Raw genomic sequence first — 16673 nt, 5'->3', positions numbered from 1 at the left:
CTTTCTTCCCCCTTCTTAAGGGGGATTGAGGGGGATCGAGACTCCGCTATAAACGAGAGATACAAAGATTTTCAGGTAATTGTTGGCACTAATGTCCTCTTCCCTCTTCCTTCTTCCCTCTTCCCTCTTCCTTCAAAATCCCATTACCCACTAGCAATTTATTATGCAAATTCCCGCGATCGATCCGACAAAAACAGCCCTAAATTACCACCACGAGGGCGAAGTAGAAGCACACGGTGTCGAGCATCCCGACCACCGAATGTTAGGTGTAATTGTGTTCCTGTGCGCTGAAGGCATGATATTTTTCGGTATGTTTGCCGCGTATTTGATTTATCGGGCGATGGCCCCCGTGTGGCCTCCTGAAGGTACGCCGGGACGAGAGCTATTGCTGCCGGGAATCAATACGGTAATTCTGATTGCTAGCAGTTTTGTGATTCACAATGCTGATACTGCAATCAAAAAGAATGATGCCACCGGAATGCGGAATTGGTTGCTCGTAACTATTGGTATGGGTGCAGTTTTCTTGGCAGGTCAGGTTTACGAATACACTCATTTAGAGTTTGGCTTGACGACGAATTTGTATGCCAGTTGCTTTTACGTTTTGACTGCTTTTCACGGCTTGCACGTTACGTTTGGAGTGCTGCTGATGGCGGGGGTGGTGTGGCGATCGCGCGCGCAAGGTCACTATTCTAGCGAGCACCACTTCGGAATCGAAGCGACTGAGATTTACTGGCACTTTGTCGATGTGATTTGGATTGTTTTGTTTCTGTTACTGTATATTTTGTGAACTCAGAGGCTTTTGGGCCTCTGCCACAAGAGATTTGTATGACCCCCAATTGGGGGTTTTTTTATTATTTGGAGAGTGCGATCGCCTTTCATTCACCTCCTCATATCAAATCCCTTAGCATCGGAATAGTAAATTCGAGTTCACGGTTGACGGTTGACTGTTGGCTGTTCACTGTCAACCGTCAACAGTCAACCGTCAACAGTCAACATCACCTGACGGTGTAACCGGAAATAATATCACAGCCGATCGCGCTAAACTAAAAGTAGCAATTCTCTTATCCAGCAGCATTGAGAAAATTATGCAGTGCGAATTGTGCGATCGACAAATGGAAGCATTAACCGCCCATCACCTCATCCCCAAACAAAACACCAAGCGGAAAAACGAAGATCCAAGCCCCACCATCGACATTTGCTCCGCTTGTCACCGCCAGATTCACTCTCTATTTGACAACAAACACCTCGCCCAAGAGCTCAACACCCTGGAAAAGCTCAAAAATGACCCTGAACTCCAGAAATTTCTCTCTTGGATTAAGAAACAAAAAACCGACAAACGCATTCAAGTACGCGGCAAAAAAGCTTGATAGCAGGGCCCGAACTCACATATATAGTCCTGGACGCAGTTACTGTCTAAAACCCGGTTTATTCATAAATTTTTTGTTTTCCAAACCCAAATTTTACAGAGAAACCCTGTTTATTTGCCTAAATCCTAGTATAGTATTTTACTTATTAGTAACAAGCGGCCAACAATTATCATGAACCTTACCTCCCTCGAACTCGCAAAAGACCGAGCGCGCATCTACAAAAACTACCTCCAAATGGAAATAGATGCCCAAGCTAACATAAACAAACTAGCTTTTTTAGACCGGGGCATTGAAAAATCCCCTTACCAACAACACATTAAAAACTATCCCGATTATCTCAAACAGAAACCAGACGGCTTAAAAGTAATTAGCTCTATTCCCGGCCCCAATAATCCCCTCAAACCTACTCCGTTTCCCAGCCTGGGAGAACTCCCTCAAATTAACTCTCAAGCTTTAAATTTTTTGCACGCAGACATCAAAGAAGCCTGCGTTTGCATTGGTACTTTTGTAGAGGGCAAAATTCAGGCGCAGTGGCTGGGAAAAAACGCACTTATAAATGCTGAGCAGTGGAGTGCCACTAAAATTATCGCACTCCTTAATATCGTCAGTCAAATAAATAGCAAATATCCCGACTGCGACATTGACAACTGCGTTGTTAGAGATGGCAACGGGCTCAGACACGATTTTTACTTTTACGACGTAGCAAAAGACATGATTAACTATGCCTCAAATATAGGAAGTTCAAACTCCTTAGCTGCGATGTTCAAACGCTTCGATACTCGCATAGGACTAGAGCAATGGCTGAAGAGCGCTACTGGCAATAATGACCTAATTTTTCGCGGCGATTACGGCGAAATTCCTTATCTCAACAACCCAAAAATATTCGATCTCACCAAAAAACAAGTGCTTTTAAATGCCGCATTAAACAGCACCAAACAAAAAAATTCCGTATCTGCTTATGACTTAACCAGGCTAATTTCCATGTTAGGATGGCACTTCCACATCGAACAGCGATCGCGCATGAAAGCATCTCAATGGAACAGCCTAGAAAGCATTGTCAGAGCAATGGGACACGACAGCGCTCGATATGTGGACGTAGCAATTAAAACTTTGGGGATGGATAGCCTTATCACTTCTCCAGTAATTATCTCAAAATTGGGTTACGGACTGAGCTCGATCAGGGGAACCCTAGAAACAGTTTATGTGGCTTTAGTGCGGTTTGTTGACGAGCGGCCGAAAGCGGCGGGAAAGCCGGCAAAACTCAGAACTTTAGCGATGACTTTGCGGGCAGAAAAAGCTGTAGGCGGTTCCAGCAATGTCGATCGCTTGGCGATCGAACTCGACGCCAGATTTTGCGCCGAAGTCACGGAAATTCTCCGCCGGTTGTTTGCGGAAGAATTTTAAACGCGGGCGATCGACTAATGAGAAAGTCGGTGAAACTTGCGGTAAAGCATCCTCTCCACCGGCTTTCCTCCCCGCAAATGTTGCTCAGTTATTGCCGCAACTTCTTCAGGGCAAACGGCATTGTACCAAACCTCTTCTGGCAGCACCAACACCATCGGCCCGTTGCCGCACTGCCCCAAACAACTGCTAGCAACAACTTCAACTTCTGAGGGCGACAATTTCTGAAAAGCTGCCAGTACCTTTGCTGAATTTTGCTTGCGACAAGTGCGGTTTTGACAAACAAGAACTTGCCTAGAAGATTCTGTGATTTTCATGTTTTTTTACTTGACAATCTGCTACATATATGGTATTTTTTTATCATGGGAATAGGTGCGGCCATATATGCCCAGATTTGATATATGCCCAAATTTTAAGGTGCGCCGCAACGCACCCTACGATTAATCTGGTGACAAACCTTTGGAAGCCAACCATTGTCGATCGAACAAACGCGACTGATACCGAGCCCCGCCGTCGCAGAGTACCGTAACAATCGTATGTCCAGGCCCAATTTGCTTCGCCAAAGCCACAGCCGCCCCCACATTAATCCCCACAGAACCCCCCATAAACAGCCCTTCTTTCCTCAGCAGTTGGTAAATCACCCGAACAGCTTCAGTATCGTTAATTTGAATCGCGTCGTCTACCGGGGCATTCTCCATATTTGCAGTCACGCGGGTGGTGCCAATTCCCTCAGTAATCGAACTACCTTCAGTCTTAATTTCCCCAGTTTTGAAATAACTGTAAAGTCCGCTGCCCATCGGGTCTGCCAAGACAATTCTCACAGCAGGATTTTTTTCTTTCAAAAACATTCCTACGCCAGCAAAAGTGCCGCCGGTACCAGTAGCTGTTACCCAAGCATCAATTTTCCCGTTGGTTTGTTCCCAAATTTCCGGGCCAGTTGTCTCGTAATGAGCTCGGCGATTGGCTAAATTGTCAAACTGATTTGCCCAGACAGCATTCTCCATTTCTGCAGCCACTCTTCCCGACAATTTGACATAATTATTCGGGTCTTTATAAGGAACAGCGGGAACAGTCCGAACTTCAGCGCCCAAGGTTTTCAAAGCATCGATTTTTTCTTGAGATTGGTTATCGGGAATCACAATTAAACATTTGTAACCTTTAGCGTTGCAAATGTGCGCCAAACCGATGCCAGTATTGCCGGCAGTGCCTTCAACAACGGTGCCGCCCGGTTTTAGCAAGCCTTTTTCTTCGGCATCTTTGATGATGTATAAAGCAGCCCGGTCTTTTACAGAACCGCCGGGATTTAGAAACTCTGCTTTGCCGAGAATTTCGCAGCCTGTTTCATCGCTGAAGCTGTTTAAGCGAATTAGTGGTGTGTTGCCGATTGTGCCTACAAAGCCGTTTTTAATATCCATATTTTTGGCGTGTGTGTATCCTATGATTAATTTTTACAATAAGTTGATATTTATTGCTAGCAGTTCTACCAAATTTTGCTCATATTGAGTATGAATCCGGGCAAAACGGGGTCGCCGCTGACAGTCGCGGGATTCTCCAAACATTCCTCTGGCCAACCAGGACGGTAAATATAAACTCTGCGATTTTTGCGGTCAATTAACCAGCCTAACTGCACTCCGGGTTCTCTCATATATTCTTGCATTTTTTCTTGCAATGGTTTGAGATTGTCAGAAGCAGACCTCAGTTCTACTACAAAATCCGGGCAAATCGGGGCAAACTTTTGCTTTTGTTCTGGTGACAAAGCATTCCACCGTTCCAGTTTAATCCACGAGGCATCTGGAGACTTGTCACCCATTGCAAGCTTAAATCCTGTACTGGAGTCAAAACAGATACCAGTTCCATCTTGCCCGGCCCAAATATACAACTCTCCAAAGACGCTACCGCTGCGATTTCCCGTCTCCGAACCAGTAGGGGGCATAATTAGCAATTCTCCGGATTTGTTGCGTTCAATTCGTAACTCACTATTGATTTGACAGAACTCGAAAAACTCGTCGTCTGTCATTTGCAATTTGGGCGGGATTCGCAACACAATTGTTGATGACAGCATTTTGCCTTTCCTCAAATCTAAAGCGTTTACACAAGATTGCACAATTTATTTGTTTGTAGTGAGGACTAAAATCCTCATTAGGATTAAGGATTAAAGTCCTGACTACAAACGATTTTTAGGCGCGAATTATAGAGGTAAGGTGCGCTAGACGCACCCTAAATATTTAGGTTGTGCGTCCAGGAATGTTAAACCTATTTATTCGGCTGAGGAGTCATCCGCAAATAAGGCTTAATCGGCGTATAACCTTTGGGAAATTTCTCTGCCAATTCTGCGGGGTCGGTAATCGAAGGTACGATTACGCAATCGTCGCCGTCTTTCCAATCAACTGGAGTCGCAACGCTGTATTTGTCCGTAAGTTGCAAGGAATCAATTACTCGCAAAATTTCATTAAAATTGCGACCCGTGCTCGCCGGATAAGTAATGCTCAAACGCAATTTCTTTTCCGGATCAATCACAAAAACTGTGCGGATTGTTAAGTTGTTCAGCGAGTTGGGATGGATCATGTCGTAAATGTCGGAGACTTTACGATCGCCATCTGCTAAAATCGGATAATTGAGGGTGACATTTTGAGTTTCCTCAATATCTTTAATCCAGCCCATGTGAGAATCCACATCATCGACGCTGAGGGCAATGGTTTTGACGCCGCGCTTTTCAAATTCAGACTTTAGACGGGCCACTGCACCGAGTTCTGTGGTGCAAACTGGAGTATAGTCTTTCGGGTGAGAAAACAACACGACCCAGCTATCCCCAGCCCAGTCGTAGAAATTGATTTCGCCTTCAGACGAAGCTTGGGTAAAGTTGGGAACTGTATCGCCTAATCGCAGAGTCATAACTGATTTCCTCTAATTTTATTTAAGGACTGTTCCTTATCATGCCATAATTGCCCGGTTTCTCGATCGAGCTGTAAAGGATTCTAAACTTTTTGGTCGATCGATCGGCAATTCCACTACTGTAATGTATGTGTGGCTTATACCGCTAAATTTTCTTGCTATGGTTTACTTTCTGCTGAAGGCAATACAGCCTATTTTAGTCCCGCTGTGTTTTGTCTCCGCCTGGGGCTTAGTTTTTTTGCTTTTTTTGAGTGTCGGGCGTACTGTCGCCGACTCCCTGCGTCGAGCTCAGCGGATGCACCAAATCCCTTGTGCTAACTGCGTATTTTTCACCGGCGACTACCACCTCAAGTGTCCCGTTCAGCCTACAATAGCTTTATCTGAAGATGCGATCGACTGTCCTGATTATCGATCGCATTCAGGAACTTACGGTTAAAAAATCCGGCCACCGCTTTACATATTTCTTAACATCTCTGGCTCTTTCAATTAAACTTAAGTTGTGGTAAAGAGATTTTCCGGAGTGTCGAAAGAATGCTAATTCAAAAGCTAAATGACTGCGACGAGTTTATTGCTGGCGACGGTACTCAACTGCGAGAATTGCTGCATCCAGACAAACAAGCTGTGGATTTGCGTTACAGTTTAGCCCATGCCACTTTGCCAGCGGGACAAACTTCTGCGCTACACTTCCTGACAACTTCTGAAGTTTACTACATCCTCAGTGGCGTTGGGGAAATGCACATCAACGACGAAAATCAATTCGTGGAAGCCGGAGATGCAGTTTACATTCCCCCAAACGCCAAGCAGTTTATTTACAACTGTGGTATGGAGCCACTAATATTTATTTGTATTGTCGATCCCGCGTGGAGAAAGGAAGACGAGACAATCCTGTAATTTTCTAGTTTTTATCCTTTTATGCTCGTTACCCGGCTCTGCCCGGTAACGCATATCTAGAGGCTCTGCCTCTACTGAAAAAAACATCACAACCCGAAAATCTCTTTTAACAACAACAGCACCCAGCCATATGTACCGAGTGATTTCCTCTTTTTTCAACTTCGATGTGGAGTTGCAATAATCCTCGGATTCAGTTGCATTGCTCCCCTCTAATTAGTTGAGGAAGTATCAGCTTTGTTGGTGGGTGCTGCTATTGGTTTTTAATGAGACAGATGTGAGATTAAACAGCGTTTTTACTCCTTAGATTCTATTGTGAACTTCGCTGTGAGATCTGGATTTGGTATCTGTCAGAGAAGCTTTTTGTTCGCTTCATATTATTAATGTAGCACCTTCTTCTAGAAGCGCAAGTACCTGCAACTAAACTTTACATTTTTAGAAGTAACGGCGGATAATTATGAAGTTAAATTAAGCATTGAGCTTTCTAGCTGCTCAGCTAAAATAGTAGAGTTCGGCTGTGCTTGCTGCTGCGAGAAACGGCATAATATCTGTATGAAAACAACCAAACTCATCAAACTGTGCGCCTTATCGCTGAGTATCTTTCTGCTGTGCAGCAGTGTAGTGACAGCCGAAACGACGGCGAACCCTCAACCTTCGCAGACTTACACTAACCAAGAGATTCTGCAACAGTTGGTGAAGGCAAAAGTCGTGTACCTGGGAGAAACCCACGATAGCGCGGAAGACCACCAAGCTCAACTAAAGATTATCCGAGAAATGCAGCGGCAAAATCGGAAAATTGCGATCGCGATGGAAATGTTTCAGCGTCCCTTTCAAAGTGCGATCGACAACTACTTAGCAGGTAAACTGACTGAACAGCAATTAGTCGAGCAAACAGAGTACGATCGCAGATGGCGTTTTCCTTGGGAATCTTACGCCCCCATTTTGCGGTTTGCCAAAGAAAATCAACTACCTGTCCTCGCCTTAAATACACCATCCGAAGTAACGAGAAAAGTTGCCAGTCAAGGTTTAGAAAGCCTCACAGCCGAGGAAAAAAAGCACATTCCCCCAATATCCGAAATTCGCACCGATAACGCCGAATATCGGCAACTGCTGCTAGAAGTTTACCAGCAACACCAAAAGGCAGAACATGGAAATAGTACGGCTTTTGAAAGATTCTTGCAAGCCCAAGTTTTGTGGGACGAAACTATGGCGGAAAAAATAGCCCAATTTGTCAAAGCAAACCCCGACTATCAAGTTGTCGTGTTGGCGGGGAAAGGACACATTATTTACGGTTACGGCATTCCCAGTCGCGTCGAGAGGCGTTTGGGAGTCGGGAATGTAAAAATGCGATCGGTTTTACTCAATTCCAGTGACAATCCTGTTTTGTCGGCAGATAGACCCATTGCTGACTTTGTTTGGAATCACTCGGAATAGTACAATTATACGCGGAAACAATAAGCAGGAAAAAATCAATGACAAACAGACCAAAAATACTTGCATTTGCCGGAAGTACCCGCGAAGCATCCTATAACAAACTGCTGGTAAAAGTTGCGGCGGCTGGGGCTACGGCGGCGGGTGCAGAAGTTACTTATGTAGATTTGCGCGATTTGCCGATGCCGCTATTTGACGAAGATTTGGAAGCCAAAGAGGGAATGCCAGAAAATGCCCGCAAATTTAAGGAATTGATGGTAGCGCATGACGGGTTTTTGATAGCTTCCCCTGAGTATAACAGTTCAATTACGCCTGTGTTGAAAAATGCGATCGATTGGGTATCGCGCCCAGCACCGGGTGAACCGGGATTGGTGGCATTTACTGGCAAAGTAGCGGTAATTATGAGTGCTTCCCCAGGGGGAATTGGCGGTTTGCGGGGATTAGTGCATTTGCGATCGATCCTGGGGAATATTAACGTATTGGTGCTCCCGGATCAGAAAGCAATTCCCCAAGCTTTTGAAGCATTTAATGCTGACGGTACGATGAAAGATCCCAAACAGCAGGACGCTGTTGAGAATCTCGGTGCTAAGTTGTCTAATGTGCTGTCGAAATTAATCGCCTGAAGCAATAAATTCATTTTGCAGTAGGGACACAGCAATGTTGTGTCCCTAATCCTAGTATCTGTTATTTGGCTGGCTGCATCAAGTGCGATCGCCAACCGCAGACTTTTCCGAGTTTCTTCCCAGGTTTATTCTTGGATATTCCCACAGGCTAACTCTTCGACATAGCCAATATACCACTCATCTACTTTTTCCCACACCGCAGTAAATCTATTTACCCTTGTGCCTCTACTTGAAAAGGGGTATAATTTTATTTCCTAGAGATAATAGCTCGTGAAAACATTACCACAAATTGTACCACCACCGCATCACCCGATCGACGTAAAATAAAACCACCCGATCGCAGATTGGCAGAAATAGACAACAGTAGACATACTTAAACCATCGGTCATCGGTCGGTATATTTCTTCCAAACAGCAGGGCAGGCGTGGGAGACTCCTCCGTCACGCCTGCCCTGCAGTTTTATTTAATAATTGCTCGATTTCCTACGGGATTGCTTCACTCGCGCGTAAATTACCCCATTTTTTTCTTCTTCCAAGCCTCCACAAACGGCAAAAACACGGACACCAACTCCTGCCGATTCATCACCAAAGTCGGATAAGAAATCCTGCCGTAATTCTTCCCCACTTCCAGCGGAAAAATAGCCGGGGCTTCCAGCGGCAACCAAACCGCACCAGCAGCCTTCACAATTACCCAACTCCCCGCAATATCCCAAATTTTCGGAGTCGCTTCCACCCCTCCCATAGCCACACCCGAAGCCACAGTCAAAAAATTGTAACTAGCCATGCCCAACATCCGAACTTTACTCGGAAGATGAGGCCCGATTCCCACACTCCGCGAACACAAATTAAAAAAATGATTGCCGCTCATTTTATCAGCAGTCGGCCGAATTTGCTGCCCGTTTAAAAAAGCACCTTGAGGCATATTGTCAAACACGCCGCCCGTAAAATCAGGTGCATAAAAACCGTGAAAAGACTGATTAATTGGCGGCAAATGCACGCAGCCAAAAACCGGGGTTCCGCGATACAACAAACCCAAAGAAATACCCCAAATCGGAATTCCCCTAGCAAAATTAGTGGTAGCATCCAAAGGATCTACAACCCAGCACCATTCAGTATCGGGGAAAACGTGTTCGCCCTCCTCACTTAAAATCCCGTGACTCGGAAAAGCAGATGCGATCGCACTTCTAATTTCTGCATCCGCCCAATTATCGGATTTCGTCACCAAACTCCCGTCATCCTTTTCATCCGCTTGCGCGGAACCGAAATCTTGCAACAACTGCTGTCCGACTCTCTCGACAGTAACCCGTGCAAAACTTAAAATAGAATCCCAAAAATTAGTCATTAGTTATTCGTTCTTAGTTATTGGTTATTGATTATTCGTTGTTGGTTATTCGTTATTACAACTGCCAACTAACAACTGCCAACTGCCAACTGACAAATGCCAACTGACAACTGACAAAACCTTAGTCTAATTCATTTTCAAGAATAGTGGCGATCGCACTTTTAGCATTATCCTGAAACTCCCGAACATCCACCCTACCCAACAACCAAACAGCCAGAATCATACCCGCCGCCGGCACCGCAAACACCAACCCGTAAGCCAACATCGGCACCCCAAACAAACTTCTGCCCAAATCCAAAATAGCACCGCCACTAATCGTCGCCACACCTCGCGCCATCGCCTGCGACAAACCCCAAGCGCCAATAAAAGTCCCAGCAGTTTCTGCAGCAGTCAAATCCAACATCAAACTCAGCGCACCAGTCGTAGTAATACCTGAAGCAAAACCAAAAAACATTAAAGCCGACTTAAACACAATTGGATTACCAGTAAATCCAGATAAAATAATTAAACCAAAACAAGCCGCCACCGACAAACAGCCCAACCTAATCGTATTTTGCTTGCCAATGCGCGGCACAATTAAAAAACCAGTGGCGCTCAAACCGATCAGAGTACCAGTACCATAAATAGCATTCAACCGAGTAGTTTCCGAAATCGGCATCTTAAAAATTTCCCCGCCGTAAGGTTCCAAAACCGCATCCTGCATAAACAAGCAAATTGTCATAATCAGCAGGAAAGTAAAAAACAAACCGGTTTGGCGGCTAGCAGTCAAAATCCGCAGCGCACTTCCCAGAGTAATTTTATCTTCTCGATTCACTGCGGACGATCGCGCCCCGTAGCGCGAATACTTTTTCTCAACCCCAAAAGTGGCAATCCCCACCAACAGCAAAACCAGCGCCGGCACCTTCACAAACAAACCATTAATCGAAGCCTGCAAAACTTCTCGCGGCACATCCCCATCAATTTGCTTCAGCAAACCGCTGCTAACAATCGCCCCGATAATAATACCAACCATCAGCATCGACCACACCACACCCACCAACTTCGATCGATCCTCCTCATCCGAAACATCTACCAACAAAGCCGCAAAAGGAGTCGAACTCGAACAAATAGCAATACCGTAAAGTGCAAAAATCAAACCCAACAAACCCACCCAACCGTAAGTAGGAGTAGTCCACCCCACAGCCTCCAAACTGCTGCCCAAGCGCCACATCACCTGTACCGCCAAAAAAGCAGAAATCACAAACAAAACGCTTCCTACCCACACATAACCCGTGCGGTGATGGCCAAACAAAGGCTTAGCATCAGACATTTGCCCAAACCACACCCTAGCCGGCGCGACAAACTGGTGCATCGCCAGGGTACCCGCCACCACAGTAGCCGGAATCGCCAACTCTTTAATCATGACGCGATTGAGCACCCCCAGCGTCAAAATCGACATCATGCCCAATCCCATCTGAAACAAACCCAACCGGAACATAGTCGCGAGGGTAACTCTTTTGATAGCAGGAGTCGCGGAATCTGTTAATCTAGAATCTGGCAAACGGTCGATCGACATAACTATTCAAATAAACACAGCATGACTCATTTATAGTAACTGAGATACCCGCCACCAGCCGCCATTCCTCCCCAGGCTAGAAGCTCGATCGCGACTATTTATAGAAAAATAATAGACAATAAAGAATTGTGGATTTACCAACCGTGACAACCATTACCCTAGGACAAAATGGCCCAGCCGTCATTCCCCTGTGCGTCGGAACTTGGGCTTGGGGCGACAAACTATTTTGGAACTACGGCAGCAACTACGGCGCCGCCGAAGTCGAAGCAGCATTCAAAACATCCCTAGACAGCGGAGTCAACTTTTTCGACACAGCCGAAGTCTACGGTAACGGCTTGTCAGAAGAATTGCTGGGGCAGTTTCTCAAAAAAACCACCCAACCCGTGCAAATAGCCACAAAATTCGGCCCCGTACCTTGGCGGATTACAGGAAAATCAGTTTCCGACGCTTTGAGTGCCAGCTTAAAACGCTTGCAAGTAGAACAAATAGCCCTCTACCAAGTGCACTGGCCCTTCACTTTTTTACTGAGTCAAGAAACCCTAATGAACGCCTTAGCCGAGGAAGTCAAACAAGGCAGAATTCAAGCAGTAGGAGTCAGCAACTATTCAGTAGAACAGATGCGGCAAGCCCACAAAATACTAGCAGCCAGAGGCGTTCCCCTAGCAACAAATCAAGTCCGCTACTCATTGCTGTCGCGGCAAGTAGAAAAACAAGGAATTGTGAGTGCAGCCCGCGAATTGGGCGTCACAATTTTAGCGTACAGCCCCTTAGCCCAAGGATTGCTCACCGACAAATACACAGCCCAAGAACAACCTACAGGAGCCCGCAAAATGGACTCCCGCTTCAGTAAAAGCGGCATCGAAAAAATCGAATTAGTCATGTCCACCCTGCGGAAAATGGGCCGAAAGCGCGATCGCACGCCCGCCCAAGTTGCCCTAAACTGGTTAATATGCCAAAACGGAGTCATCCCCATTCCCGGCGCCAAAACTGCCAAACAAGCCCAAGAAAATGCAGGCGCATTAGGCTGGAATTTGAGCCAAGATGAAGTCAATCAATTAGAACTAATGACTCGTCCTTGGCGAGAATAAATTTGTTAATTGTTGACTGTTGACTGTTGACTGTAGGTTGTTTTTACTTCGGTCTACCCAACCTACAGTTCACTGCCTTCTTCCGATTCTTCACCTTCGATAATTAATCCGTGTATCCGTGTCAAAATCAGTGTCGTGCCTTCCTTCTTCCTTTGTCTTACTATGAAAATCTTAACTGACTGGGGCTTCACACGCGAAGGCTGGCGCAATAACAGCCGCGGCGAATATTTAGTTTTGCTTCAAGGAGGATTGCTCACAGGATTTGTAATCTTACCAGTTTATCAACTGCCAGGATTAAAAATTCAATCAACCCACTTACTTTATATTATCTGGTTTATGGCCAGTATTCTCGGCTTAACCGGATTAATTTTCATCATCAAAGGATTGATAGACTTAGGAAAAAACCTCACACCTTTACCATATCCCAGAGAAGATGGAGAATTAGTCCAAACAGGCATTTACGAAATAGTGCGGCATCCATTATACAGCGGCTTAATTTTAGCAGCCCTCGGCTGGACACTTTTTCAAATGAGCATATCCCACTTAATAGCCAGCGCACTATTAATAATACTTTTCGAGATCAAAGCCAACCGAGAAGAAACCTGGTTAACCCAAAAATATCCAGAGTATTCAGATTACCAACAGCGAGTAAAAAAACTAATTCCGGGCATTTATTAAAAGTTCGATCTAAAAACCTCGCTGTCAACAGTCAACAGTCAACAGTCAACTGTTTAAAGACCATTACCAATTAGAATAAACGGTGCCCAGTAGTATGGATGATGCAAACGACTGGCCACTGACGGTTTCAAACCGCTGCGAGTTTGAGCTAAAATTGATAAATTGGCCGATCGACCGAACACCGAATCATCACCTGTAATTAAGGCAATTTGCGCTTTTTGCAAAGCTTCTGCCTTCTTATTTCCTGACAGCAACGCCGTATAAAAAGCAATCATCAATGCTTGAGTACCGCCATCATGTACTTTCCATAAAGAAGCGATCGCAGCTTTTGCTCCTGTTTCCTGTATCTGGTAGCCAAAACCTAAAATTTCTTCTCCATTACCTAGTTTACCACCTATCCCCGTCTCGCAAGCACTCAATACTACCAAGTCTACATTTAGTAGGTTTAAAGTTTGAATATCGGGCAGGGTAATTACAGCCCCATCACCTAGCAAAATAAACGAATCTTCTGGTTGTCCGGTAACAAACATAGCATGAGTTGCCAAATGAATAATGTTATAATCTGGCAAGCGGGGAATCATTGTGGCACGATTGAATTCCCGATCTATTAATTTTGTAGTTCCTGGCATCATCGCAGCTAAATTTTCTACTTCCAGCCCCGCAAATGGCAAACCAGACAAACCAAATCGAGTAGACCCCCGTTCAATATTATAACGACCCGCAGCAAAAGCACCAGCTAAAATGCGAGGTTGAGAAGCCGTTTCTACATTGAATTTTGTGAGGCTCGTAGCAGTAATATTATTAATGGCAAACCGCTGCCCCAACCATTGTTTACCATCATATAAAGCTGCTAGAGGAATGTAGCGCAACTGTCCGTCAGGAGCATAAATAATGCTTTTAGCTTGTGCTTCAGTCAGATCGTCTTCTAGGGGTTTGATTAACCAATTATAAAGTTTCTTAGCTGGGATTGTGGCATCGGATGTGGGATCTTCCAAAGCCATGCGAAATTCCACAATTGCTTGATTGAGTTCTTGTTTTTTAACTGCTACAGTACGTCGGAATGGGGGAGAGTCAGCAGTTGTTATTACCAATTCTAAACGGTCTTCTAAAATTAAAGGCTGAATCAATACGGCTTTTTTTTCTAACCGCTGCAATAGGTCTCCCCGTATGGTATTGAGTTGAGCTAGATTCACAGTTTGTACTCTAGCATTAGGGCTGAGTAGTCGGACAATAGCAACAATTTCAGCGGAGTTAATAAATTCATTGAATGTGCCGCGCATTTCCTGCTGCATTTGCCTGAGATTGGCGATTTCTTGTTGCTGTTGGGAGGTGCGGTTAGCTACGGGAATTTTTTCTAATTCAGCAAGCTTTCTGCCTAGTTGAATTTCTCTATTTAAAATTTCCTTGTGCCTGTTGCGAATTTGCTGTTCTTGAGGAGTTAAGGGAATGCCTTGTGCCGTTTGTTCGTTTCCCCGAACGGAACGGAGATAATCTTCTATTTCTTGAATTTTGAGTAAATCGAGGACTTGTTGTGCTTCTAAAACTCGGTCTTGTTGCAGTAATAAATCGGCGAGACGGCGGTAGGTATCGGCGACAGTTGTTGTATAAGAGCGCTGTTGTTCGGCGGGGAGAGAGCGTAATTGGGTGCGAATTGATTCGGTAATGTTGACAGATTCTTTATAGAAAATTATGGCTAATTCTGGTTGATTTTGTTTGGAGATTACGTCAGCAATGTTACTGAGAGTAATTCTTTCTCCAGGGCGATCGCCTACTTCTTTACGGATTGCTAAAGATTCCTGATATAATTGCAAAGCCTGGGAATATTGACTAATTATTTGATGAACTGTACCTAAACTGTCCAGGGTATCACCTACATCCTTACGATTGCCAAGCTTTTGGAAAATTGACAATGCTTGTTTGAGGACATCTATGGCTTGAGAATACTGACCTAACTGCTGGTAAACTACGCCTAAATTGTTAAGGGTCTTTCCAAATCCTGTAATATCGCCAATCTCTTTCCTAATAATTAAAGCTTGCTGATAGGAGTTTAATGCTTGGGCATACTGACTCATTTTAACATAAACCAAACCAATGTTATGAAGAGTTGTTCCCATGCCTCGTTTATTATTTGTTGCTTGATAAGTAGCTAAAGCTTGTTGATATAAGTTTAGTGCTTCCGAGTATTGACCCAGTTCGCTATAGGTTGAACCAGTTCGATCGAGAATATCAGCTTTATAAGTAGGATTATTTAAAATTTCAAATATCGCTAACGCTTGCTGATAAAACTCTAAAGCACGAACATACTCTCCCAAATTTCCGTAAATTATTCCAAGATTGGCTAAGGCACGTCCTTCACCAGCTCGATCTCTCTCTTCTCTACTAATAGTAAGAGCTTTTTGATAGAACTCTAAAGCACGATAATAATCCCCCATTTCTTGATAAACAGCACCAAGATGATTGAGAGTGTTACGAACTCCTGCTCGATCGTTAAACTCTTGACGAATAACGAGAGCTTGCTGCAATACTTCTAACGCTGCTTGGTATTCGCCTAATAATCCATATACGTCTCCAAGATTGTGGAGAGTAGCTGCTTCCCCAGTACGATCGCCTAAATTTCGACGCACTTCTAATGCTTTTTGATAAAACTCTACTGCTTGATGATATTGATTGAGATAGTGGTAAACAACGCCTATTTTGTGAAGAACTTCCCCCTCACCTGGGCGATCGCCGATTTTTCTCCTAATCTCCAAAACTTGTTGGTAGGTTTCCAGTGATTTTTGTAGCTCGCCGCTATTTAATTGCTCGTTCCCCTGTTGAAACAGTCTATCTGCTTCAGTTTTAGTATTTTGGGCATTTTGTGCTTGTTCTGGCACTTCCAGCGCTAAAGCATTCGATCTTTGTAACAGGGGGGAGCCGAGCAAAAGCAGGTAGCAAAAAATAAAAGTTGATATCAAAGATAATTCCCTCACTTTTAGCTAACCCCAAACAAGTTTACCTCAATAGGTCATTTGCCTTAAGAACAAGAAATTCCTAACCTGTAAGCTGTTCTATATTTAAACTGTGTGTCAAAAATCAATAAAACTCTTGTGGAACGGGCTTCTAGCCTGTCCCGATTTTCCAATTTAAATGCGTAACAGCTTACGAGCGGCTATATTACCTGGGTGGTCTGGTCTGACACTAGGAGGATCTTTCATTGGTGGTGTGTCCGGAGTGCTAGCTGCTACACCAGAAATTAAAATAGTTTCTCCAGCACCAGGCCTCAACCCGTTTGGTACAGAAACTAATTCCTCAGCTACCTGACTCGCAGATTTTTCATTACTCATTTTCGTTCTTGCCTCTCACCTCATGATTTCCAATTTCATACTCACTCTAAAAACTGTTCTCCGGAAAAAATCAAAATTTTCTCTAA

The 16673-nt window shown here is 44.5% G+C and carries 18 protein-coding genes; 9 read left to right on the top strand and 9 right to left on the bottom strand.

Features of this window, described 5'->3' with window-relative positions:
• Positions 1-163: 163 nt before the first annotated feature.
• The 3 genes from QUA34_RS04800 to QUA34_RS04790 all read left to right on the top strand — a co-directional run bounded on the left by QUA34_RS04800 (position 164) and on the right by QUA34_RS04790 (position 2771).
• Entirely contained in the window at positions 164-787 is a 624-nt protein-coding gene (locus QUA34_RS04800) for a heme-copper oxidase subunit III (protein ID WP_333384426.1), read from the top strand.
• Positions 788-947: 160 nt separating this feature from the next.
• Complete coding sequence (locus tag QUA34_RS04795) at positions 948-1367, top strand: HNH endonuclease (protein ID WP_333384423.1); 420 nt, start codon at positions 948-950, stop codon at positions 1365-1367.
• A gap of 171 nt (positions 1368-1538) precedes the next feature.
• Positions 1539-2771: a hypothetical protein gene (locus QUA34_RS04790; RefSeq protein WP_333384420.1), complete on the top strand. Its 1233-nt coding sequence runs from the start codon at positions 1539-1541 to the stop codon at positions 2769-2771.
• Positions 2772-2785: 14 nt separating this feature from the next.
• Here the strand turns inward: QUA34_RS04790 and QUA34_RS04785 are convergent, their stop codons facing one another.
• The 4 genes from QUA34_RS04785 to QUA34_RS04770 form a co-directional block, all read right to left on the bottom strand.
• Positions 2786-3085 carry a (2Fe-2S) ferredoxin domain-containing protein gene (locus QUA34_RS04785; protein ID WP_333384417.1) on the bottom strand — a complete coding sequence of 100 codons (300 nt, stop codon included), beginning with the start codon at positions 3083-3085 and terminating at the stop codon, positions 2786-2788.
• A gap of 123 nt (positions 3086-3208) precedes the next feature.
• The gene (locus tag QUA34_RS04780; RefSeq protein WP_333330233.1) at positions 3209-4183 is read right to left on the bottom strand and encodes a cysteine synthase A; all 975 of its coding nucleotides are present in this window, start codon (positions 4181-4183) and stop codon (positions 3209-3211) included.
• A 65-nt stretch (positions 4184-4248) separates the two neighbouring features.
• The gene (locus QUA34_RS04775) at positions 4249-4830 is read right to left on the bottom strand and encodes a Uma2 family endonuclease (RefSeq protein ID WP_333384413.1); all 582 of its coding nucleotides are present in this window, start codon (positions 4828-4830) and stop codon (positions 4249-4251) included.
• A gap of 191 nt (positions 4831-5021) precedes the next feature.
• On the bottom strand, positions 5022-5660 hold the full coding sequence (locus QUA34_RS04770) for a peroxiredoxin (protein ID WP_333033773.1): 639 nt from the start codon (positions 5658-5660) through the stop codon (positions 5022-5024).
• A gap of 160 nt (positions 5661-5820) precedes the next feature.
• Between QUA34_RS04770 and QUA34_RS04765 the strand changes: the two genes are divergently transcribed.
• The 4 genes from QUA34_RS04765 (at position 5821) to QUA34_RS04750 (ending at position 8602) form a co-directional block, all read left to right on the top strand.
• Positions 5821-6096, top strand: a complete 276-nt coding sequence (locus QUA34_RS04765) for a hypothetical protein (RefSeq protein ID WP_333330239.1) — start codon at positions 5821-5823, stop codon at positions 6094-6096.
• A 95-nt stretch (positions 6097-6191) separates the two neighbouring features.
• The gene (locus QUA34_RS04760) at positions 6192-6551 is read left to right on the top strand and encodes a cupin domain-containing protein (RefSeq protein WP_333384410.1); all 360 of its coding nucleotides are present in this window, start codon (positions 6192-6194) and stop codon (positions 6549-6551) included.
• A 549-nt stretch (positions 6552-7100) separates the two neighbouring features.
• Positions 7101-7982 carry a ChaN family lipoprotein gene (locus tag QUA34_RS04755; protein WP_333384407.1) on the top strand — a complete coding sequence of 294 codons (882 nt, stop codon included), beginning with the start codon at positions 7101-7103 and terminating at the stop codon, positions 7980-7982.
• 38 nt (positions 7983-8020) lie between these two features.
• Positions 8021-8602, top strand: coding sequence for an NAD(P)H-dependent oxidoreductase (locus tag QUA34_RS04750; protein ID WP_333330248.1), 582 nt, complete (start codon positions 8021-8023; stop codon positions 8600-8602).
• A gap of 279 nt (positions 8603-8881) precedes the next feature.
• Here the strand turns inward: QUA34_RS04750 and QUA34_RS04745 are convergent, their stop codons facing one another.
• From QUA34_RS04745 to QUA34_RS04735, 3 genes are all read right to left on the bottom strand, one after another.
• Positions 8882-9046 (bottom strand): hypothetical protein, encoded by a 165-nt coding sequence (locus tag QUA34_RS04745; protein WP_333330251.1) that lies wholly within the window; start codon positions 9044-9046, stop codon positions 8882-8884.
• 66 nt (positions 9047-9112) lie between these two features.
• Positions 9113-9943 (bottom strand): inositol monophosphatase family protein, encoded by an 831-nt coding sequence (locus tag QUA34_RS04740; RefSeq protein ID WP_333330254.1) that lies wholly within the window; start codon positions 9941-9943, stop codon positions 9113-9115.
• A 121-nt stretch (positions 9944-10064) separates the two neighbouring features.
• Entirely contained in the window at positions 10065-11498 is a 1434-nt protein-coding gene (locus tag QUA34_RS04735; RefSeq protein WP_333330257.1) for a BCD family MFS transporter, read from the bottom strand.
• A 143-nt stretch (positions 11499-11641) separates the two neighbouring features.
• On the opposite strand from QUA34_RS04735, the gene QUA34_RS04730 reads away from it, so the two are divergent.
• Both QUA34_RS04730 and QUA34_RS04725 read left to right on the top strand, forming a co-directional pair.
• Positions 11642-12586 carry an aldo/keto reductase gene (locus tag QUA34_RS04730; RefSeq protein WP_333330269.1) on the top strand — a complete coding sequence of 315 codons (945 nt, stop codon included), beginning with the start codon at positions 11642-11644 and terminating at the stop codon, positions 12584-12586.
• A 162-nt stretch (positions 12587-12748) separates the two neighbouring features.
• The gene (locus tag QUA34_RS04725) at positions 12749-13264 is read left to right on the top strand and encodes an isoprenylcysteine carboxylmethyltransferase family protein (protein ID WP_333384402.1); all 516 of its coding nucleotides are present in this window, start codon (positions 12749-12751) and stop codon (positions 13262-13264) included.
• Positions 13265-13317: 53 nt separating this feature from the next.
• On the opposite strand, the gene QUA34_RS04720 is transcribed toward QUA34_RS04725, so the two are convergent.
• Both QUA34_RS04720 and QUA34_RS04715 read right to left on the bottom strand, forming a co-directional pair.
• Positions 13318-16218, bottom strand: coding sequence for a tetratricopeptide repeat protein (locus tag QUA34_RS04720; RefSeq protein WP_333384400.1), 2901 nt, complete (start codon positions 16216-16218; stop codon positions 13318-13320).
• Between the two features lie 168 nt (positions 16219-16386).
• The gene (locus QUA34_RS04715) at positions 16387-16587 is read right to left on the bottom strand and encodes a hypothetical protein (protein WP_333326342.1); all 201 of its coding nucleotides are present in this window, start codon (positions 16585-16587) and stop codon (positions 16387-16389) included.
• Between the last annotated feature and the right edge of the window lie 86 nt (positions 16588-16673).

Origin of the sequence: Microcoleus sp. POL10_C6 (genome assembly GCF_036701585.1) — a bacterium.
Classification (GTDB): Bacteria; Cyanobacteriota; Cyanobacteriia; order Cyanobacteriales; family Microcoleaceae; genus Microcoleus.
This window is presented reverse-complemented; position numbering and strand designations above follow the sequence as displayed.